We start from the raw sequence: 20170 nt of genomic DNA, 5'->3' as shown, positions 1-20170 counted from the left end.
CTCAAAGTGTTTAATTTAGAAAATAATGGTCTCAATTGTTTCGACGTACTTAGCGGTTTCCACGGTGTGGAAGAGTTCCGCGCCGTCTTTCTGACAAAGCTTCACGTTCGTCATGCGTTCTAATAATCCTTTGATTTCGGTGCCTGTCTTCGTAGTATCCGGATCATTGAAGCTCCACATTTGATTCTTGCCAAAGCTGTTTTTAAAAGTTGCGACGATTTTTAACATGGACATTTATTTTTCTCCCTTCTATTTGGTGTAACGTGATTGACTGGTAAGAATTACGCCGTACAGCTCACTGCCTTCTACCGATAGTTCCTTCATGATGTCGCCAAGCTCCAGAACTTTTTCTTCACTTTTTCTCCACCTGCGTCAATCTCCACTTGTAGTTTGTTTCCGATGTGTTGAATCATTTGAATTCCTCCAATAAATTTTTAGTACCGGCCGGTGACTAAAAGATAGTGGATTTTTCAAAAAAGTGCGAATCGCAAAATTGCAGATACCCCCTCAATTTTGCACATTTTGAGCGAAAAAAGCCGTTTTTGGCCCAAAATCGGTTAATTTGAGGGGGGTAAGTGCAAAATTGCGATTTGAAATCGTTTTCTGTTGGGTTTATAATTAGAAGTTTCGTGAAAAATGATGACATGGAAAAAGCTGGTAACTAGGAATTGACTTATCAGCTGGGCTATAGTTATTAGTGTTGCAAAGAGTTTCTAATCTATCAAAATATAGAAGGAGTTGACTTAACAATTACAGATGGTCAAGTTATTAGTGACCAGCAATTGATTCTCACACTGATCGCGATATTTTTTGTCAAATTTTAAGCGTGAAGTAGCTTTCAGATATTTTCGACTATATTTGTACAAAATTAGCGATTTTTTTATTTAGAATAGTTCGTGAACTGGTTTTATGATAAAATAGCAAGAAAAAGGGAGGGTTTTGATGGAAGAGTTTTTAGTAAAAATTAATTCTTTGATCTGGGGAGCCCCAATGATCATATTAATTTTGGGTATTGGTATCATTTTGACAGTCGGTTGTCGGGCGATTCAAATCCGCCGCTTGCCATTGGCACTGAAGTATATGGTGAAAAATGAAGAGGGCGGACAAGGAGATGTTACGAGTTTTCAAGCATTGTGTACGGCATTGTCTGCAACGATTGGGACAGGTAACATTGTGGGTGTCGCAACGGCAATTGTTGCTGGTGGACCAGGGGCATTATTTTGGTTAGAGTTGGCTGGCCTATTGGGAATGGCAACAAAGTATGCTGAAGGCTTGTTGGCCGTTAAATATCGAACCTTTGATGACCATGGAAAAGCATTAGGCGGACCATTCTATTATATTGAAAATGGGCTAGGCTCTAAGTGGAAATGGTTGGCTAAGATGTTTGCCTTTTTCGGAGCAATTGCGGGTTTGATCGGAATTGGTACGATCGCACAGATCAACGGTATCACTTCTGCAGCGGAAACTTTTTTCGATCCGAATAAATTGAATACAATCACGCTATTTGGAAATGAGTATTCGTGGGCAGTCATTATTACTGGTATAGTGGTCACTGTGCTTGTAGCGATTGTTTTAGTCGGAGGCGTCCAACGAATTGCTCGCGTATCTGAGGTTATCGTACCTTTAATGATCGTTATCTATGTTGGGCTATGCTTATTCATGATTGTGTTGAATATTACTGAGATACCTGCTGTTATCGTTGAAATTTTCCAAAGTGCTTTTGGTCTGAGGGCTGTATCTGGCGGAGCTCTTGGGGCAATGATGATTGCAATGCAAAAGGGGATCGCTCGGGGAATCTTCTCGAATGAATCGGGTCTAGGAAGTGCGCCAATTGCAGCGGCAGCAGCACAATCAAAAGAACCAGTCCGTCAAGGGTTGGTTTCAATGACTGGTACATTTATCGATACAATCGTTGTTTGTAATATGACAGGAATGGCAATCATTTTGACCGGTGCCTGGAAAACGGGGCTAGACGGTTCGGCAGTAACAATCCATGCCTTTGCAGCGGCACTGCCGCTTTCAGAGACAATTGCATCACTTTTATTAATGATTTGTTTAGCATTTTTTGCTTTTACTACTATTTTAGGCTGGAATTATTATTCAGAACGTTGTTTGAGCTATTTAACAGGTGGGAATACGAAGTTTTCAGCAGTATTTCGTTGGGTTTATATTTTCGCCGTATTTATTGGCCCCTATTTAACAGTTTCTGCTGTTTGGACGATCGCTGACATTTTTAACGGATTAATGGCCTTTCCCAACATTATTGCTTTAATTCTCTTGAGTCCTGTTGTTATCAAAGAAACGAAGTCATACTTTGAACGACTGGATCGAAATGAGATTGATGAGTTTTCTTCTATATCAATAACAGAGTCAAGCTTGGAAGATGATTAAAAAAAATCGTAGTAGTGGTTCATACCACTACTACGATTTTTATTTTTTGGCTGATTGATGCTATAAACCTTTTTATTGAAAATAATAAATGCAGTTTTCACTCTTATTAATGACTTGTGCCAGTAGTATGAGTGGATCAAAAGTGAATCATTCAAAGTCTTGAACAAAATAATCAAATAGGCTTTGTTCCTGAGGATCTTTTTGATGCGTCAATTCTGGATGCCACTGAACACCGATGATTTTGGTATTTCGATCACGGCTTTCTACGGCCTCGACAATACCATCAGCAGACCAAGCAATAGGAATAAGACTTTCAGCCAAGTCTTTAATCGCTTGGTGGTGATATGAGTTGACCTTTGCGCGTTGACCAAATAAAGGCGCTAAAGCTGAATCTTCCTTGACGATAATAGAATGCAGCCCAAAGTCCGGCACTGTAGGGAACATGTCATGTTTTACTTCCCAATCAGGGTATTGAGATAAATCTTGATACAGTGTTCCACCTAATGTAACATTCAAGAGCTGAGTGCCGCGGCAAACTGTAAAAATTGGTTTGTTTTGTTTAATTGCTTCTTTGATCAAAGCCATTTCAAAGGAATCTCTTTCAATACTTGTTGGACCCAATTTTGGATGCGGCTCTTCTCCATAAAGAAAAGGAGTAACATCTTGCCCGCCAGCTAACAATAGTTTGTCGATTGCTGCAATATAATCACTGGCTAGTTCTGGATCACTAATAGGTAATAGTACAGGGATGCCGCCAGCTTGATGAACGCCATCAGTAAAGCCTTGGGGACTGTAAGTAAATGGTTGATCAAAAAAATCTTGATTCTTTTGATAATGCTGATTTGCTGCGATGCCAATAATATTTTTTTTCAAAGTTGATCACTCCTTATATCTTTTAATAACATAGTCAAAACTTAAAAAGCAAGTATTTCGATTATTAAGTTTTTTCTCATTCTTATTGTACAAAAAACTACTATAAATAGGATTGAATAACTCAACTAAACATATGAGATTTTTGACCTTTTTGCCAAAAAATAGTTACGAATATTCCTTTTTTTGATATACTGTATTCATTGAATAAATACAAAATGGTTGGGCGTAAGCTTCAAGGATCGTGTTCTTCAAGGGGTGAGAAGAGCAACCCTGAGAGTTTTGCGCTCTTTTTTTGTATCTAAAAGGAGGGTTTGTGTGTTAGAAGCTTTAGAAAAAATAAAATCTGCAGAGGAACAAAACGAAAGAAAAAAGGAACAACTGCTGGCAGAACTTTCAGATTATGAAACAAACAAGAAACAATCACTACAAGACAAACGTGAAAAATTGAGATCAGATTTTTCAAAAGCTTTGACGGAGAGAGAACAGGTTTTAGCGAATGAAATGGAAGTTGAAGAACGTAACCTTAGTAGAAATGCCGAAGAAGCAATCAAAACAATGGAAGAAAATTATGATTCAAAGAAAGAAGAAACGGTTCAAAAAATAATCGAAAGGGTGATCGCAGAATATGGCAGTCAGTAAAATGAGTAAACTGACTTTGATTGCGCAACAAGAATACAGTGAGCAAATTCTATCTGCAATTCAGGGATTTCAAGGAGTCGAAATTCGGGACCTCTTTCAGCAAACGGTCAGTAATGAGTGGGTAGATGAGTATTTTAACGAGGTAGAACCGTTACCTAGTCAAGATGCATTGACACGGCTTGACAACCAACTGGAACAGATAAATCATGCCGTCCGATTTGTTGAGCATCATGGGAGTAGTCGTGAAAAGGGACTTCATCTTAAACGTCAGCAGGCAACGCTAAGAACGCTTGAAGAAAATTTCGATGAGTCTGTTTTAAAGTTGGAATTAGAAAGTATTCAAGGATTAGAACAACGTTTTACAGAAGCAAACGAAAGGCAGCGAAAACTGCAAGAGCAAGAAAGCCTTTTACAAAAATGGCAAGCGTTAGATTTTTTGCCGAAAGAGTATTCTCTACGTTCAACACGCTGTTTTTTGGGTACAGCAGATGCAAGCGTTTGGGATTCGTTCAAACAGCAAGTGGAAGATGAACAGATCCATTATGAAATCATCTATAGTGACGATCAAAGCTTCAATTTTGCACTACTATTTTTACAAAAGGAACAGACAAGCGTTCTAGAACTTGCTCGTCAGTTCAGTATAATTGCTTTTACCTATAATCGAAAACAGCTACCTAAAAATGAGTTGGCATCGATTCAGCGTGAAATGCTTGAATTAGTTGAAGAACAAAAGCGTTTAGCACGACTGATAGGACAGAAAAAAGTGTCCATTGAAAGCTTGGAGACGGCGGAAGAGGTTTTATTAGCAAAAAAAAATCGCTGGCTGATTCATGACCGGTTCATTAAAGATGACAAAGTATTTTTAATCCAAGGTTGGCTGGAAACAGAAGCATTCAAAGAATTTGAGGCTTTTGTAAAAGATTTGATTGGTAAAGATAATCTCTATTTAGAGATTGAGGAGCCAACGATGGTCGAAATTGATGAAGAAATTCCGACTAAATTGAAAAACAACGCAGTAGTTAAACCTTTCGAAATGTTGACAGAAATGTACAGTATGCCTAAATACCATGAGGTCGATCCGACGCCGTGGTTCATGCCATTTTATTTTGTATTTTTTGGGATGATGGTGGCAGATGCAGGATATGGCACATTGATGTTGGTAGCGACCACGATTGCTCTACGAACAGTTCTGCCGCGTGGAATGGAACGCTTTATGCGGTTCTTCCAGATTTTAGCGGTTCCTACTATTCTATGGGGGCTAATCTATAATTCATTCTTTGGTTTTTCGTTAGGTTATAAACCGATTCTTTCTACTAGTGATGATGTTATTAGTATATTGATCTTATCAATCATTTTTGGTGTAATTCAGATTTTTATCGGGTTAGGGCTTGCAGCAAAAGAAAATATCAAAGCCAAAAACTATTTAGGAGCTGTCTCAGACGGCTTTGCCTGGCAAGGGATCATGATCGGGGCAATCATTGGCGGTCTAGGAAAAATGCTCTTGAATAGTCAGCCACTATTTTTTATTGGAGTGGGTTTGGCTGTTTTGGGTGCGTTATTGATTATCATTACACCAATGCTACAATCGAAATCAAAAATCAAAGGATTAGCAAAAGGGGCTTACAATCTTTATGGCATCACTAGTTACATTGGTGACCTAGTTAGTTATACACGATTGATGGCTTTAGGAATTTCTGGTGGAAGCATCGCTGCAGCATTTAATATGTTAGTAGGCTACATGCCGCCAGTGGCGCGTTTCAGTGTCGGAATCTTGTTGATGGTAGCTTTACATGGATTAAATATCTTTCTATCTTTACTGTCGGCCTATGTTCATGGTGCCCGCTTACAGTATGTAGAATTCTTCGGTAAATTTTACGAAGGTGGCGGACGTGCATTTCGTCCATTAAAAACAGAAGAAAAATATGTGAATATAGAACAAGAAAAATAATTGGAGGAATTTTAAACAATGATGGAGTATTTGATTAACAACAGCGGTGGTATGGTTTTTGCAATTTTAGGAATGGCAACAGCAACGATTTTTTCTGGAATCGGGTCATCAAAAGGTGTGGGGATGACTGGTGAAGCAGCGGCAGCTCTGACTACTAGCCAACCAGAAAAATTTGGTCAGGCATTAATCTTACAGCTATTACCAGGTACACAAGGTTTGTACGGTTTCGTTATTGCTTTCTTGATCTTCACCAATTTATCGTCTGATTTAACACTAGTTCAAGGTTTTGGCTACTTAGGAGCTGCACTGCCAATTGCCTTTACGGGATTATTTTCAGGTATCGCCCAAGGGCGCGTAGCAGCTGCTGGTATTCAAATTTTAGCTAAGAAACCAGAGCATTCGACCAAAGGAATTATTTATGCTGCCATGGTTGAAACGTACGCGATCTTAGGATTCGTTATCTCATTCTTGCTAGTCGGACAAGTGTAAGGATTTCAGATTCTCTTTTAGCAGATGACTAAAATATACACTTAAAAAGATATTGCTATGAGGATTCAGAAGAGTGACATATGGCAAGAGGATCAAATTTATTTTTTCCGTAAGAAAAAGTAAATACCTTAGTACGAATAAGGAGATTTTTGATGGAAGCAATCGAAAAGATAGTTGAGCAATTGAATCAACAAGCCGATCTGGAACTGCGACAGCTGAAGGAAAAAGAAACGGCAAGAATTGATCAAGAGTTTCAAGCGGAATTGACAGAGATTAAGACTGATCATCAAAAACGTTTGGAGAAGAATATACAGAGTCTAGAGAATAGCTACAAACAGGCTACGAATCGGCAACAAGTTGCTCAAAAACAAATGATTTTAAATCAGAAACAGGCAATTTTAGAACGGGTCTTTGCCGAAGCAGTTATTAAAATGGAAGATTGGTCGTTGGAGGATCAACAAAAATTTGCCCATAATGCTTTGAATAAATTGCAATTACAGGGTGAATTAGTTTTTATTCCAGGAGAAAAGTCACAGACTCTTTTCACGGAAGAATGGTTAAGTGAGCAAAATAATATCCTACCGTATCATTTAGTATTGGGAAAAACTTCTGTTGGTGATCAAGCTGGATTTATTCTGGACAGAGAAGGAGTGCAGTATAACTTTCTTTATCAGAGTCTGGTGAGGGAAATCCAACAACGAGAAAGTTTCCAATTTGCTCAAGAGCTTTTTGAATCGAACAGCTAGAGAAATACAAGTTTTATTTGTAAATAGTACGAATTAGGAGGCATTGAATGAAACAATCTACGTATCATGAATTGAATCCGCTGGTTCGTTTGAAAGAATTGGAGTTGTTGACCCCAGAACTGATTACGCGAATGCTAAAAGCTGAAGACTCAGCAGAGGTCGAAGCGCTGTTTAGGGGAACGATTTACGGCGATTATTTGTCAGATAGTTTTTCTGAGAGTTTTGAAGAAGCTTTAGGACGTGCGCAAGAAGATTTATTGTCGGAATTAGTGAAAATTGTCCCTGATCCGAAAGTAATTTGGATATATACCATGCGTTATACTTTTCATAACCTTAAAGCGTTGATCAAGGCTGAATTGCTGGATCAGAATTTTGATGATCTATACATTTCTGATGGTTTTTATTCGCTAGATCAAATCAAAACGGCGATTCGAACAGGTCAAGCGAGTGGATTACCAGATGTTTTGCTTGAAAGTATTCAGGAAGTTCGTGAGCACTTCGAAGAATCAAACAGCTTACAGGGGATCGATATTATTCTGGATCGGAAGTATCTGTACTGTCAACGAAAAGTAGCGGACAAGATTGACGAGCCAGAGTTATCGAAAGAAGTGATCAGCTTCATTGATTTTACAAATATACTAATGATAGCACGTGGCATAAAGCAAAAGCGAAGTCGTAATTTCATGTCTACAGCATTGTCCAGTCATGGAAGTATCTTGAAAAAAGAGTTGTTAGATTGTGTCGAAGGAGACTTAGAACAATTTACCAACTATTTACGATCGACGTCTTATGGCGAAGTAATTGAGCCAATCATTAAAGAGAATACGATTGATTTAAGCCAGTTAGAAAGACTTTGTGATGATTATTTAACAGGCTTTTATGAAACGGCACAGACCCAAGCCTTTGGACCATTGCCAGTGCTGGCTTTATTAAATGCTAAGTCGATTGAAGCCAAGAATCTTAGGCTGATCATCACTGGGAAGCGGGTCGGTTTGACTGAAGAGCAAATCAGAGAAAGGATGCGTGAGACATATGGCACATAAAATCGGTGCGATCGGCGATAAAGATTCGGTCTTACCATTCAGACTCTTTGACTTTGATACACGAACGACGAAGGATAAGCAAATTATTAGGCAGCAAATTGATGAAATGGCAAATAATGACTATGGCATCATCTATATTACCGAAGAATTTGCCCAGCTTGTTCCTGACACGATCAAACGTTATGAAGAAAAGATGATTCCGGCGATTGTATTGATTCCTAATCACGAAGGAACATTAGGAATCGGCAAGTCCATGATTCAAGGACAGGTCGAACGAGCAGTCGGACAGAATATTTTATAAAGGAGCTAATGACTTGCGAGAAGGTAGAATAATAAAAGTTTCTGGTCCATTAGTATTGGCCGAACATATGGAGCAAGCCGCCATTCAAGATATTTGTTATGTGGGTGACCTAGGGGTTATCGGCGAAATTATTGAAATGCGGGACGATGTTGCATCCATCCAGGTATATGAAGAAACCGCGGGCATTGGACCAGGGGAACCCGTTAAGACGACAGGAGAGGCGCTTTCGGTTGAATTAGGGCCGGGAATTGTTTCTCAAATGTTTGATGGAATCCAACGTCCGTTAGACACGTTTAAGGATCAAACTAATAGTAATTTTCTTAGCCGCGGAGTACAGATTCCTGCGTTGGACCATACAAAAAAATGGTGGTTTGAGGCGACTCTTGAAGAAGGGGCGTCTGTGTCTGCCGGCGACATTGTTGGAATAGTTAATGAGACGAAGATTATTACACACAAGATTATGGTGCCAAACGGCGTTAAAGGAACCTTAAAAAAAATCTCATCGGGTGAATTTACGATTGATGACACTGTATATGTGATCGAAACAGAAAATGGGTTACGAGAATTTTCGATGCTGCAAAAATGGCCGGTACGTCGCGGGCGTCCAGTATCAGAAAAACTGAATCCAGAAGCGCCAATGATTACTGGGCAACGAGTGATCGACACCTTTTTCCCAGTGGTTAAAGGTGGAGCTGCAGCGGTACCGGGACCTTTTGGAGCTGGAAAAACCGTCGTTCAGCACCAAATAGCTAAGTGGGCCGATGTAGATATCGTAGTTTATGTTGGTTGCGGCGAACGTGGTAATGAAATGACAGATGTTTTAAATGAATTTCCGGAACTGGTCGATCCTACTACTGGCGAATCTTTGATGGAACGGACGATTTTGATAGCCAATACGTCAAACATGCCAGTGGCAGCTCGTGAGGCATCAATCTATACTGGGATCACGATCGCAGAATATTTCCGTGATATGGGATACAACATCGCGATCATGGCGGATTCTACTTCGCGCTGGGCGGAATCTCTGCGTGAAATGAGTGGACGTTTGGAAGAAATGCCTGGTGATGAAGGATATCCTGCTTATCTAGGAAGCCGTCTTGCTGAATATTATGAGCGTGCTGGTCGAGTAATTGCTTTAGGCAGCGATGGACGTGAAGGGTCAATCACAGCTATCAGTGCCGTATCTCCATCAGGTGGTGATACTTCAGAACCCGTAACGCAAAATACACTGCGGGTCGTAAAAGTATTCTGGGGACTGAGCGCAACATTAGCTCAACAACGTCATTTCCCAGCCATTGACTGGATGGAAAGTTATTCATTATATTCCTCTGAAGTTGGGAAGTATTTAGACAACGACTTGCAGGCCAATTGGTCGCAAATGGTTGGTGATGGCATGCGGATGCTGCAAAAGGAATCTGAACTGAATGAGATTGTTCGTTTAGTTGGGATCGATTCTCTTTCAGAAAAAGATCGTCTGACGCTAGAAGTTGCTAAATCTTTGCGAGAAGATTATCTGCAGCAAAATGCCTTTGATGATGTAGATACTTTTACTTCAAGAGAAAAGCAGTATAAGATGATGCAAAATATATTGACCTTTGACAAAGAGAGTCAACGTGCGCTGGAATTAGGTACCTATCTAAAAGAGATTATGGATGGTACAGTTGCTTTGCGGGATCGAATTGCACGAAGTAAATATATTGCTGAAACGGAATTAGAAAAGTTAGATCAAATTAATCTAGATATTGTTAAAGAAATTCAAGCGATTGTTGCAGAAGGAGGAATGACCAATGATTAAGGAATATAAAACGATTAATGAAGTGGTCGGACCTTTGATGGCAATCGACAAGGTAGAAGGGATCAAGTATGAAGAGCTGCTTGAAATCCGTTTGAAAAATGGTGAATTGCGCAGAGGACAGGTGCTGGAGATCCACGAAGACAAAGCCCTTGTGCAAATTTTTGAAGGAACCAGCGGTATCAATCTGAAGGAATCGACCGCGCGCTTCTTAGGTCACCCCTTAGAATTGGGTGTTTCGGAAGATATGGTTGGCCGTGTGTTTGATGGATTGGGTCGACCTAAAGATGGCGGACCGGAAATTTTAGCAGAGAAAAATGTCGATATTAACGGGGAAGTAATCAATCCTGTTTCCCGAGATTATCCGGATGAATTTATTCAGACAGGAATCTCAGCAATCGATCATTTGAATACATTGGTTCGTGGACAAAAGTTACCAGTATTTTCAGGCTTTGGTTTGCCCCATAAAGAGTTGGCAGCCCAAATCGCTCGTCAAGCTACTGTACTGAATACGGAAGACGATTTCGCGGTGGTATTTGCCGGTATTGGGATTACTTTTGAAGAAGCAGAATTCTTCATGGAGGACTTCCGTCAGACAGGTGCTATCGATCGATCAGTCGTCTTTATGAATCTGGCCAATGATCCAGCCATTGAGCGAATCGCGACACCACGGATGGCTTTGACCGCGGCTGAATATTTAGCTTACGAAAAAGGGATGCACGTACTGGTTATCATGACGGATATGACGAACTATTGTGAGGCTTTGCGAGAAATTTCTGCGGCGCGTCGCGAAGTTCCAGGACGCCGTGGATTTCCGGGTTATCTTTATACCAACTTAGCGACACTTTATGAACGTGCTGGGCGAATTCGTGGATTGAAAGGTTCTGTAACTCAGATTCCGATTCTAACAATGCCGGAAGATGACAAGACTCATCCGATTCCCGATTTGACTGGCTACATCACAGAAGGTCAGATCATTTTATCACGGGAACTAGATAAGAATGGGATTCAACCGCCAATCGATGTTTTGCCGTCATTATCACGTTTGAAAGATAAAGGAACAGGGGAAGGTAAGACACGTAAGGACCATGCGCCGACAATGAACCAGCTCTTTGCGGCATATGCTCAAGGGAAGCAGGCCAAAGAGTTAGCCGTGATATTAGGCGATTCAGCATTATCCGATGTTGACAAAATCTACGCAAAATTCGCGGAACGATTCGAAGAGGAATACGTCAATCAAGGTTTTTATGAAAATCGTTCGATCCAAGAAACCTTGGATCTCGGTTGGGAATTGCTTGCAATGCTGCCAAGAACTGAATTGAAACGGATCAAGGACGATATGTTGGACGAATATTTAACAAAAGGAGATTAATCCTATGGTGAAATTAAATGTTAATCCAACACGAATGGAACTTACCCGATTAAAAAAACAACTGACAACAGCTAGCCGTGGTCACAAGCTGTTGAAGGACAAGCAAGATGAACTGATGCGGCGTTTCATTTTATTGGTCAAAAAGAACAATGTGATGCGGGCCGAAGTCGAAGAGGAACTGGAGCAAGCGATGAAGAATTTTTCGGTAGCGGATGCGCTCCTGAATGATAAATACATCGAAGAATTATTGGCGGTTCCGAAAGAACGAGTAACGCTTGATGTGATTGAAAAAGATGTCATGAGTGTTAAAGTGCCGATCATGAACTTTCAACATAAGTCGGAATTATCTGATGGTCCGTTAGAATACGGTTTTCTGAATTCTAATGACGATTTGGATCAGAGTATTCAGAAGTTCACAGCAGTTTTACCAAAACTGCTGGAGCTAACTGAGATTGAAAAAACCTGTCAGCTAATGGCAAAGGAAATTGAGAAAACGCGCCGACGGGTGAATGCTCTAGAGTATATGACGATTCCGCAGTTGGAAGAAACGATTTACTTTATTAAAATGAAATTGGAAGAAAATGAACGGGCAGAAGTCACGCGCATGATCAAAGTTAAAAATATGGGTACTACTTGAGAAAGTAGTGCCTTTTTTTGAAGGTAGGAATCTATGATTAAAGAAAAACGCTGGCCTTTTAAAATTTATCCTATTCAATTTATCGCTTTAGGATTTGGCGCAATCATATTATTTGGAAGTATACTACTAACTATGCCAATATTTACAAAATCGGGACAAGGAACGCCGTTTATTGACGCGTTATTCACGGCAACATCTGCTACTTGTGTAACCGGCTTAACGACGCTAACGACTAGCGAGCACTGGAACTTTGGAGGTCAATTAATCATCATAAGTTTGATTGAAGTCGGGGGACTGGGATTCATGATGATGCCCTTCATCTTTATGGCGATCATGAAGAGAAAAGTCGGGTTAGTCACTCGAATTATTTTACAAGAGTCTCTAAATTTAGACAGCTTATCAGGCGTCATGCGATTGATGCTATATATTTTTCGATTTGCGATGGGATTCCAGCTGCTTGGAGCGATTTTGCTGGCTGTTGATTTTGTTCCAGCTTACGGTGTTACTAAGGGTCTTTGGTATTCGTTTTTTCATTCCATTTCTGCTTTTTGTAATGCTGGTTTTGACTTGTTTGGCGATAGTCTGGTAGGCTTCCAAAATAATGCGTATGTGCTACTGGTGATTTCTGGCTTGATCGTTGCTGGAGGGTTGGGTTTTATCGTTTGGCAGGATCTGATGAACTTCCGTAAAACGAAAAAGCTTAGTTTGCATAGTAAGCTGGCGTTAACTATCTCACTCAGTTTGTTGATCATCGGAACACTGGTGTTCTATGTTTCGGAATCTGGCGGTCGTTATATTGTCGGAGATTCCTCTCCAATCTCCCGTTTTGCCAACATGCTTTTCATGTCAGTGACAGCCCGAACAGCAGGCTATTTTTCCGTTGATTATGGTAGTGTCAGTCAAGCAGGAATTCTTTTCACTATCGTTTTAATGTTTATTGGAGGTACACCTGGTTCAACAGCAGGCGGACTGAAAACAACAACTTTTGGGGTTTTGTTGGTTCAAACAATCTCTATGCTGAAGGGAAGAGAACATGCAGAAGTCTTTCACCGAACAATCCGGCCTTCTGTTGTATCTCGTGCATTGACTCTTTTCTTCATTACTTTGAGCTTGTGTATCGCTGTAACGATGTTGATGTCTGTTACTGAGATATTGCCGCGTTCTCGTGGAATTGAGTATCTTTTGTTTGAAACATTTTCGGCCTTTGGCACCGTTGGTCTGACGATGGGATTGACACCTAGCTTGAGCTTTATGGGAAAACTTTTGATCATTGGCTTGATGTATATCGGCAGGGTAGGTATCTTGACAGTTGGTTTCTCTTTGACGATGCGTTTAACTAAACGAGAAGGTGGAAAATATAAGCTTCCAGAAGAAAGTGTCATGATCGGATAAAAAGAGTCATCCATTGAAATTTTTCAATGGATGACTCTTTTGAATTCTTAAATTGTTCGAGCGACTTCAAATCCATCCCAAATCGCTGCTCGAATATTTCGCACCTTAGCGCCATCACCTAAGCGATATACATAAGGCGATTCGTAGCGCAATTCTTCAAATAAATCCCCTTTTGATCGGTAACCGACAGCAACAATAATATTGTCAGCAGCTATTGACTGTTCCTTATCAGCCACCGTAATTTTAAGACCTTCTGAAGTAACTTCTTTTGCATGCGCATTTGTCATGATCTCAACATTATGGAAGGCTAGCAAATCTCTTAACATCCATTCATTCATAGGAGGGAGCGGACTGCCGGATCTAAGAATATCTGGCAGAGCTTCTACTACTGAGACTTTTTTCCCCTGCAATGCTAAATGTAGTGCTAATTCACAGCCAACTAAACCACCACCGATAATCGTACAGGTTTCACCGAGTGCGACTTGATTTTTTAAGACTTCATCTGCTAGGTTGACTGGTTTGTTTTCGCTGCCGGGAAGTTCTAATTGAATCGGAGTTGAACCTTCAGCTACAAAGATAGCGTCAGGGTTCATTTCGCGAATTTTTTCTTTGGTAGCTGCTTCATTCAGACGGACATCGACATTTAATTTCTCCATCTGATGCTTGTACCATTCAACTAGATCAAGGTCATCGTGTTTAAAGGCTGGAATCCCACCGACCATTAATGAACCGCCTACACTATCTTTAGCTTCAAAAAGCGTGACCTTGTGACCGCGAAGTGCGCTAACTCTTGCTGCCTCTAAACCTGCAGGACCGCCACCGACGATCAAAATATTTTTCTTAGTCATTGCTGGTTCAATACGAACAAAGTTTTCTCGACCACATTGTGGATTTACCGCACAGGAACCGCGGCCGCCTTCTAACAAACGCCCAAAACAGCCATCGTGACAGCCTAAGCATGGTCGAATATCTACTAGGTCATCAAGCATGACCTTATTCACGTATTCAGGATCTGTTAGTAGCTGACGCCCGATTCCGACAGCATCGATCTTTCCATTTTGTAGGGCTTCAACGGCCATGTCAGGATTTTCCATTCGGCCAGCGACGATCACAGGGACATTGGTTACTTTTTTCAATTGTTGAGAAAGCGGCAGGTACATTCCTTTTTCAAAATACATTGGCGGATGTGCCCAATACCAAGCATCGTAGGTTCCAGCATCTGCATCGAAGCCATCATAACCAGCTTCTTGCAAGATTTTCGCTGCTTCTAAGGATTCTTCGACATCACGACCTAATTCTGAAAATTCTTCTCCGGGAACCGCCCCTTGTCGCAGTTGTTTGATATAGCTCTTGATACTAAAGCGCAAGATAACTGGGAAATCTTCACCACAACGTTTTTTGATGGCTTGTACGATCTCAATTGGAAAAGTCAACCGACCTCTCAGATCTCCGCCGTATTTGTCGTCTCGTTGATTGAACAAAGTCATGGTAAAGCAGTCTAATAAATAGCCTTCATGCATCGCGTGGATTTCAACCCCGTCGAAGCCGACCTTCTGTGCAATGTGAGCTGATTCGGCAAATCCATCAACAATTGCTTCAACTTCCTCAGTAGTTAAAGCACGACACTCGACATCGATCCAGCGATTCATCACTTTGGATGGTGCGACATAATCTGTGTCCTTTAAAGCTGTTGGTAACGCACTTCGTCCTAATCCAGCGGTGAGCTGCATAAAAATTTTAGTGCCATAAGGATGAACCTTGTCAGTAATCTCCTTGCCCATTTTTTCATAGACACTTTCGTTTGTTACAGGACTAGGGAAGAAAGCGTCGTTGTGTTTTTCAATCGCACTTTCCACCCAATTTGCTCCAGTGATAATCAAGCCGACACCGCCACGTGCTCTTTCTTCGAAGTAGTCAACGGCATCTGGGGTGTAACTGTTAGTTTCGTCGGTCTGAGCTAAGGTTCCCATGGGCGCCATGCAGAATTTGTTCTTGATCTCGACATTACCAATGTTAAATGGTTCAAATAACGGTTTGTACTTTTGCTTCATCTTTTCACCCTCCATTAATTGATAAGCCTACCTTTATTTGTTACACTAATCACAAAAGGGCAGTGTTTAGTGCTTACAAATCTATTTTAAGAAATTTCTTTGTTGCTGAATTGAATAATTACGCAGACTCTTTGTTGTTTTTACGAATGATTTGGAGGCCTATTAATGGGAAAGGATTTATCATTAGAATTCACTGATCCGCAAGCATATATCGAAAGCTTGGATCAGGTGAAATTTAGTTATTCGCTCTCTTCAGAAGAAAAAATCGCTATGCATTATTCTAGAATTCATGTAATTAATGATTTAGTTATGACATTTAGTGACCATGAAGCATCGACAGGCTATTTTACCAATGAGCATCGTCATCAAAAGTATTTTGGATTGCGTTTTATTCGATCGGGTCGGGAACGGCATTCTTATAATGGACAGAGTACGCTGCTGGACAAAGAAGAATGCTTATTTTTTGATTTATCAGGAAAAGGCGGTTATCGAAGATTGTCCCGCGTTGAAGGAATCAATCTACTGCTTCCCCATGATGTACTGGCATCGAAAATTCCTAAAATGACTGATTTTTGTTTTAGGCTGGATTGTCGGCAGGGATTAGGGAAAGTGGTTATTGAGTACACCTTTTTACTTGAAGATCAATTGATCGGGCTATCCCAGGATGAACGAGTGATTGTGATGGATAATTATTTAGACATACTGTGCCAATGGTTGATCCAAAGCGAGAACCAGCTGCCAAATCAGCAAAATACTTTACTGTTTGCTCAAATACAAGATTATCTTACACATCATCTATCAAACGAGGAACTAAATTTATCTTCGGTAGCGAATCACTTTAACCTGTCGCCACGAACGATCCAGAAATTGTTTTGTGAACAGGGTCTGACATTTAGCAAATATCTTGTCAATGAACGATTGCGGCATGCGGCTCAGGATCTGCTCAGTTCTCAATTGTCGATTACAGAGGTAGCTTTGAAATGGGCGTTTTGCGACACCTCATATTTTTGTCGAAAGTTTAAAGAAAAATTTGACCGAACACCATCAGTCTATATAAAAGAGTATCGAGATAGCTTATGCAGCGAAAGTGTCAAACGGATTTCATGTCCACTAAAACAATAAAACGAGCCGACTCCAAGAGGAGTTGGCTCGTTGCTTTTTTTAGCGAATCACTTCAATTTTATAACCATCTGGATCAGTAATGAAATAATATGAAGGATCTGTTCCTGGCAAACCCTTCAAGTCAGTCACGTTGAATCCTTTGTTTTTTTGTTCCTCATGAAGTTTTTCAAGATTATCTGAACTAATTGCAATATGACCGTAACCGTCACCTAAATCATAAGCTGCATGATCATAATTATAAGTCAATTCCAATTCGTACTCATCACCTGGTAAAGTTAGATAAACCAAAGTGAATTTTGAGTCCGGAAAATCGCGACGGCGAGATTCTTCAAAACCGAATGCTTCTTGATAGAATTTGACTGATGCCTCTAAATCTTTCACACGAACACAAGTATGTGCCATTTTCATAAGTAAGTAACCTCCTATTGATTATTAAATTCATAATACCATAAAACATCAATTTGCCAGCATTTATGCTCAGCAGTTGTTTATGAGTTTTTTTTAATGTAAACTAGCTAGTAAATACATTATGCAGGAGGACACCAATGATCCCAGTGTTTGGCGAAAAGGAAGCCGAAAAAAACTATCAAGCACGTTATGCAGCTTACGCAATTTTAATGAATGATGAGGAAAAAATTGCGCTAGTCCAAGCTCCTAATGGTGCATACTTTTTACCTGGCGGAGAAATCGAAGGAAATGAAACAAAAGAAGAGGCGATAGAGCGTGAAATGCTGGAAGAGTTAGGCTTTAAAGTTATTTTGTCAGAGTATTTAGGACAAGCAGATGAATATTTCTATTCCCGTCATCGGGCGACTTTCTTTTATAATCCGGGCTATTTTTATTCTACAAAAAGTTGGGAAAAAGTTTCTGAACCATTAGAAGAGGGCAACAATAGCAGCTGGGAACCGCCAGCACAGGCGATTGAATTATTGAAACGTGGCAGTCATAAGTGGGCCGTAGAAGAATGGCTAAAGAAAAAACTTTCTGAGTGATCAGAAAGTTTTTTTGCTTATTTTACTAGCGCACCATTGTGAATATGTTTGGCAAATGCTTGATAATAATCATCGAACAAATCTGAATTCCTACTATCCAACTGCGTCATCTCTTTCGGATAATAGAAGCGGATGTCGCCTTGACCTTGTCCAGTCAGCGCTGAAACCAGCTGGCTAGCCTTAGAAAGTTCGATTAATGAACCGTCTTTTTGCATTAATTCGATTTGTGTTCGGTGACTGCCTTTTTCTGGGTGATAAAGGTCATATGGCAAGTCGTAACTGGAATTAATTGCTGTGTAGTAACGTGGATTGAATCCAGCTTTTTCAACTAAGTCTTTCATTTCAAGCAGCAGCGGATTATCACTAGAATCGACCGCGATAGATTTTAACGGTTTGCGATTTAAAAAGCGGTAGGCTAGGTCACTTAAAATCAGGTCCTGCTCATCAATCCATTGGGCAAAGTACGTATTCAATACCCCGTCATCCAATTTTAAATAGTCCTCTAATGAAAAATCTTCTTTCAAAAAAGGTATTAAGAATTGTGAATGAAGAGAGAAAATTTCCGCATCTTCTTGATATAATTCGTGTGCACGATCTAAAAGATGTTCTAGTAAAACTTCCATTCCACGAGAAACTGAATGGAAATAAACTTGGACATACATTTGATAACGACTGACAATGTAATCTTCCACAGCGTGCATCCCATTCATAGAGAAGGCAATTCCGCCTTCATAAGGACGGATCACACGTAAGATTCTTGTTAAGTCGAAAGTACCATACTCAGTACCGGTATAATAGGCATCACGCAGCAAATAGTCCATCCGATCTGCATCAATCTGACTGGAGATCATCTGCACCACCTGCGGATTCTCAAAGGTTTTAGTAATAACGCTAGCAACTTTTTCTGGGAAGCCTTCTTCGACATTGTTTAAGATCTGAAATACCTCAGTTTCCGGGGATGTAATGATCGCAACGGTCAAGGCTTCATGATCTGTATGAAAAATGTGTTCGAAGGTATGGGAATAGGGACCATGACCAACATCGTGAAGCAATGCCGCACACAAGGCGACCAGGCGATAGGAGTCATCCCATCCGTCTTTACCGTACTTTTCCTGAGAGTAGTTTCGTTGAAAAATATCGCAAATTCGCCGAGTAATATCGTAGACGCCTAACGAATGAGAAAAACGGCTGTGTTCTGCACCATGAAAAGTATAAGAGGTTGTGCCGAGTTGTTTGATTCGCCGCAAACGTTGAACTTCTTTTGAGTTGATCAAATCTAAAATGACCTGATGTTGGACGTGGATATAGTTATGGACTGGATCGCGAAAAACTTTTTCCAGTGGGAGCATTTGATATTTATAAGTCATTTAGTACCTCCTGAATTATCGCGTTGCGCTGCTGCATATTTTGAATGCGACGCTGATATTCTTCTAATTGATAGAAACTTGCTAAAGCATCTGTTTGGGCACGATGAGACATCGCCAGTAATAACTCCTGTTTAACAGAATCGACTGAAACATTAAATGATGCAATATCATCTAGTGTTGTCATACTAGCAGGATTAACTGGAGGATAGTTGACGCCAAACTGATCCTTCAAACCTTCTTCATAGTAGGAACGAGTAACCTCTCCACGAAGCGTTTGATCGCCGTTGACACTAAGATACATCATGATCGCCACACCTTCTTTGACTCGTCGCTGGGCAATACCGGCGATTTTTTTCCCATTTATTGAGAGATCGTATTTCCCTGGACAGTAAGAATCGGCGACTTCGCCAACATCGATACCTAACTTGCCAAAGCTAGTTTGCTCTATCCAGTCTACCATTGCTTGATAACCATCATCGATTGATAATGAAGAGATCGTTTCTTTGGGAAGGATCAACGATACGTTTAATACTCCTTCATCACTGATCACACCTAAGCCGCCAGCATTACGTAAAAGAAGCTCATATTCTTTCTTATGAACAGTTCTTAGGGCTTCCTTAAAATAGGTGACACGACTATCCTTCATTCCCAAGATCAAGGTTTTAGGCAATTGCCAAAAATGGATGATCGGCTGATTCTGATCACCGCTAAACTCTGTCAGCACATCCGTCAAGGCAAAAGGATTGAATAAGTCGTTTTTTGGGAGCATCTCTTGATCAAAAAGCAATGCTTCTTTCATCTAATCTTCCTCTCGTTCCGTGTATTCCCTACTATTATAAACAAAAATACGGAAAGTAAGTAATCATGTAGCTCAAAAAGCAGAAGTAGTTGACAAAAAAAGTAAAAGCGACAAAAATAAATAGTGGAAGATTGTCAGCTCTGCTTCTGGCTTTGCCAGTCTTTCTTTGTAGGTAGTAAACTGAAAATGAATTTGTCATCTAATCTAGTGATGATT

19 protein-coding genes are annotated in these 20170 nt (G+C 40.3%); 13 read left to right on the top strand and 6 right to left on the bottom strand.

Annotated features, from left to right (window positions below; all coding sequences use genetic code 11):
• Positions 1-15 precede the first annotated feature (15 nt).
• A complete protein-coding gene (locus tag E6139_RS04285; RefSeq protein WP_316401828.1) occupies positions 16-228 on the bottom strand; it encodes a hypothetical protein in 213 nt (70 codons plus the stop codon).
• Positions 229-942: 714 nt separating this feature from the next.
• Here E6139_RS04285 and E6139_RS04280 point away from each other — a divergent pair.
• Entirely contained in the window at positions 943-2391 is a 1449-nt protein-coding gene (locus tag E6139_RS04280) for an alanine/glycine:cation symporter family protein (protein ID WP_316401824.1), read from the top strand.
• A 147-nt stretch (positions 2392-2538) separates the two neighbouring features.
• Here E6139_RS04280 and E6139_RS04275 read toward each other — a convergent pair whose 3' ends face one another.
• On the bottom strand, positions 2539-3264 hold the full coding sequence (locus E6139_RS04275) for a gamma-glutamyl-gamma-aminobutyrate hydrolase family protein (protein WP_316401823.1): 726 nt from the start codon (positions 3262-3264) through the stop codon (positions 2539-2541).
• A gap of 315 nt (positions 3265-3579) precedes the next feature.
• Here E6139_RS04275 and E6139_RS04270 point away from each other — a divergent pair, with 315 nt between their 5' ends.
• From E6139_RS04270 to E6139_RS04225, 10 genes are all read left to right on the top strand, one after another.
• The gene (locus E6139_RS04270; RefSeq protein ID WP_316401822.1) at positions 3580-3903 is read left to right on the top strand and encodes a hypothetical protein; all 324 of its coding nucleotides are present in this window, start codon (positions 3580-3582) and stop codon (positions 3901-3903) included.
• Positions 3890-5851, top strand: coding sequence for a V-type ATP synthase subunit I (locus tag E6139_RS04265; protein WP_316401821.1), 1962 nt, complete (start codon positions 3890-3892; stop codon positions 5849-5851). The genes E6139_RS04270 and E6139_RS04265 overlap by 14 nt, the downstream gene beginning before the upstream one ends.
• A gap of 18 nt (positions 5852-5869) precedes the next feature.
• Positions 5870-6340, top strand: a complete 471-nt coding sequence (locus E6139_RS04260) for a V-type ATP synthase subunit K (RefSeq protein ID WP_316401820.1) — start codon at positions 5870-5872, stop codon at positions 6338-6340.
• Positions 6341-6492: 152 nt separating this feature from the next.
• The gene (locus tag E6139_RS04255; protein ID WP_316401819.1) at positions 6493-7086 is read left to right on the top strand and encodes a hypothetical protein; all 594 of its coding nucleotides are present in this window, start codon (positions 6493-6495) and stop codon (positions 7084-7086) included.
• A gap of 47 nt (positions 7087-7133) precedes the next feature.
• On the top strand, positions 7134-8129 hold the full coding sequence (locus E6139_RS04250; protein ID WP_316401818.1) for a V-type ATPase subunit: 996 nt from the start codon (positions 7134-7136) through the stop codon (positions 8127-8129).
• The gene (locus E6139_RS04245; protein WP_316401817.1) at positions 8119-8430 is read left to right on the top strand and encodes a V-type ATP synthase subunit F; all 312 of its coding nucleotides are present in this window, start codon (positions 8119-8121) and stop codon (positions 8428-8430) included. Before E6139_RS04250 ends, E6139_RS04245 begins: the two co-directional genes overlap by 11 nt.
• A 13-nt stretch (positions 8431-8443) precedes the next feature.
• Positions 8444-10225, top strand: coding sequence for a V-type ATP synthase subunit A (locus E6139_RS04240; protein ID WP_316401816.1), 1782 nt, complete (start codon positions 8444-8446; stop codon positions 10223-10225).
• On the top strand, positions 10218-11594 hold the full coding sequence (locus E6139_RS04235) for a V-type ATP synthase subunit B (protein ID WP_316401815.1): 1377 nt from the start codon (positions 10218-10220) through the stop codon (positions 11592-11594). Before E6139_RS04240 ends, E6139_RS04235 begins: the two co-directional genes overlap by 8 nt.
• A gap of 4 nt (positions 11595-11598) precedes the next feature.
• A complete protein-coding gene (locus tag E6139_RS04230; RefSeq protein ID WP_316401814.1) occupies positions 11599-12231 on the top strand; it encodes a V-type ATP synthase subunit D in 633 nt (210 codons plus the stop codon).
• 33 nt (positions 12232-12264) lie between these two features.
• Positions 12265-13623 (top strand): TrkH family potassium uptake protein, encoded by a 1359-nt coding sequence (locus tag E6139_RS04225; protein WP_316401813.1) that lies wholly within the window; start codon positions 12265-12267, stop codon positions 13621-13623.
• 47 nt (positions 13624-13670) lie between these two features.
• Here E6139_RS04225 and E6139_RS04220 read toward each other — a convergent pair whose 3' ends face one another.
• Positions 13671-15674, bottom strand: a complete 2004-nt coding sequence (locus E6139_RS04220) for an FAD-dependent oxidoreductase (RefSeq protein ID WP_316401812.1) — start codon at positions 15672-15674, stop codon at positions 13671-13673.
• Positions 15675-15839: 165 nt separating this feature from the next.
• Here E6139_RS04220 and E6139_RS04215 point away from each other — a divergent pair, with 165 nt between their 5' ends.
• Complete coding sequence (locus E6139_RS04215; RefSeq protein WP_316401811.1) at positions 15840-16796, top strand: AraC family transcriptional regulator; 957 nt, start codon at positions 15840-15842, stop codon at positions 16794-16796.
• Between the two features lie 39 nt (positions 16797-16835).
• On the opposite strand, the gene E6139_RS04210 is transcribed toward E6139_RS04215, so the two are convergent.
• On the bottom strand, positions 16836-17204 hold the full coding sequence (locus E6139_RS04210) for a VOC family protein (protein ID WP_316401810.1): 369 nt from the start codon (positions 17202-17204) through the stop codon (positions 16836-16838).
• A 137-nt stretch (positions 17205-17341) separates the two neighbouring features.
• Here E6139_RS04210 and E6139_RS04205 point away from each other — a divergent pair, with 137 nt between their 5' ends.
• On the top strand, positions 17342-17788 hold the full coding sequence (locus E6139_RS04205; RefSeq protein ID WP_316401808.1) for an NUDIX hydrolase: 447 nt from the start codon (positions 17342-17344) through the stop codon (positions 17786-17788).
• A gap of 17 nt (positions 17789-17805) precedes the next feature.
• Here E6139_RS04205 and E6139_RS04200 read toward each other — a convergent pair whose 3' ends face one another.
• Both E6139_RS04200 and E6139_RS04195 read right to left on the bottom strand, forming a co-directional pair.
• Complete coding sequence (locus E6139_RS04200; protein ID WP_316401807.1) at positions 17806-19155, bottom strand: HD domain-containing protein; 1350 nt, start codon at positions 19153-19155, stop codon at positions 17806-17808.
• Positions 19145-19954 carry a lipoate--protein ligase family protein gene (locus tag E6139_RS04195; protein WP_316401806.1) on the bottom strand — a complete coding sequence of 270 codons (810 nt, stop codon included), beginning with the start codon at positions 19952-19954 and terminating at the stop codon, positions 19145-19147. Before E6139_RS04195 ends, E6139_RS04200 begins: the two co-directional genes overlap by 11 nt.
• Positions 19955-20170: the final 216 nt, after the last annotated feature.

This window comes from Enterococcus sp., assembly GCF_032555305.1.
Classification (GTDB): Bacteria; Bacillota; Bacilli; order Lactobacillales; family Enterococcaceae; genus Enterococcus_A.
The sequence above is the reverse complement of the archived record's forward strand: the minus strand, read 5'-3'. Positions and strand labels throughout refer to the sequence as shown.

Coding starts and splice junctions, on each gene's coding strand:
- E6139_RS04285 (WP_316401828.1), bottom strand. CDS start 228: ATGTTAAAAATCGTCGCAACTTTTAAAAACAGCTTTGGCAAGAATCAA.
- E6139_RS04280 (WP_316401824.1), top strand. CDS start 943: ATGGAAGAGTTTTTAGTAAAAATTAATTCTTTGATCTGGGGAGCCCCA.
- E6139_RS04265 (WP_316401821.1), top strand. CDS start 3,890: ATGGCAGTCAGTAAAATGAGTAAACTGACTTTGATTGCGCAACAAGAA.
- E6139_RS04260 (WP_316401820.1), top strand. CDS start 5,870: ATGATGGAGTATTTGATTAACAACAGCGGTGGTATGGTTTTTGCAATT.
- E6139_RS04255 (WP_316401819.1), top strand. CDS start 6,493: ATGGAAGCAATCGAAAAGATAGTTGAGCAATTGAATCAACAAGCCGAT.
- E6139_RS04250 (WP_316401818.1), top strand. CDS start 7,134: ATGAAACAATCTACGTATCATGAATTGAATCCGCTGGTTCGTTTGAAA.
- E6139_RS04245 (WP_316401817.1), top strand. CDS start 8,119: ATGGCACATAAAATCGGTGCGATCGGCGATAAAGATTCGGTCTTACCA.
- E6139_RS04235 (WP_316401815.1), top strand. CDS start 10,218: ATGATTAAGGAATATAAAACGATTAATGAAGTGGTCGGACCTTTGATG.
- E6139_RS04230 (WP_316401814.1), top strand. CDS start 11,599: ATGGTGAAATTAAATGTTAATCCAACACGAATGGAACTTACCCGATTA.
- E6139_RS04225 (WP_316401813.1), top strand. CDS start 12,265: ATGATTAAAGAAAAACGCTGGCCTTTTAAAATTTATCCTATTCAATTT.
- E6139_RS04220 (WP_316401812.1), bottom strand. CDS start 15,674: ATGAAGCAAAAGTACAAACCGTTATTTGAACCATTTAACATTGGTAAT.
- E6139_RS04215 (WP_316401811.1), top strand. CDS start 15,840: ATGGGAAAGGATTTATCATTAGAATTCACTGATCCGCAAGCATATATC.
- E6139_RS04210 (WP_316401810.1), bottom strand. CDS start 17,204: ATGAAAATGGCACATACTTGTGTTCGTGTGAAAGATTTAGAGGCATCA.
- E6139_RS04205 (WP_316401808.1), top strand. CDS start 17,342: ATGATCCCAGTGTTTGGCGAAAAGGAAGCCGAAAAAAACTATCAAGCA.
- E6139_RS04200 (WP_316401807.1), bottom strand. CDS start 19,155: ATGACTTATAAATATCAAATGCTCCCACTGGAAAAAGTTTTTCGCGAT.
- E6139_RS04195 (WP_316401806.1), bottom strand. CDS start 19,954: ATGAAAGAAGCATTGCTTTTTGATCAAGAGATGCTCCCAAAAAACGAC.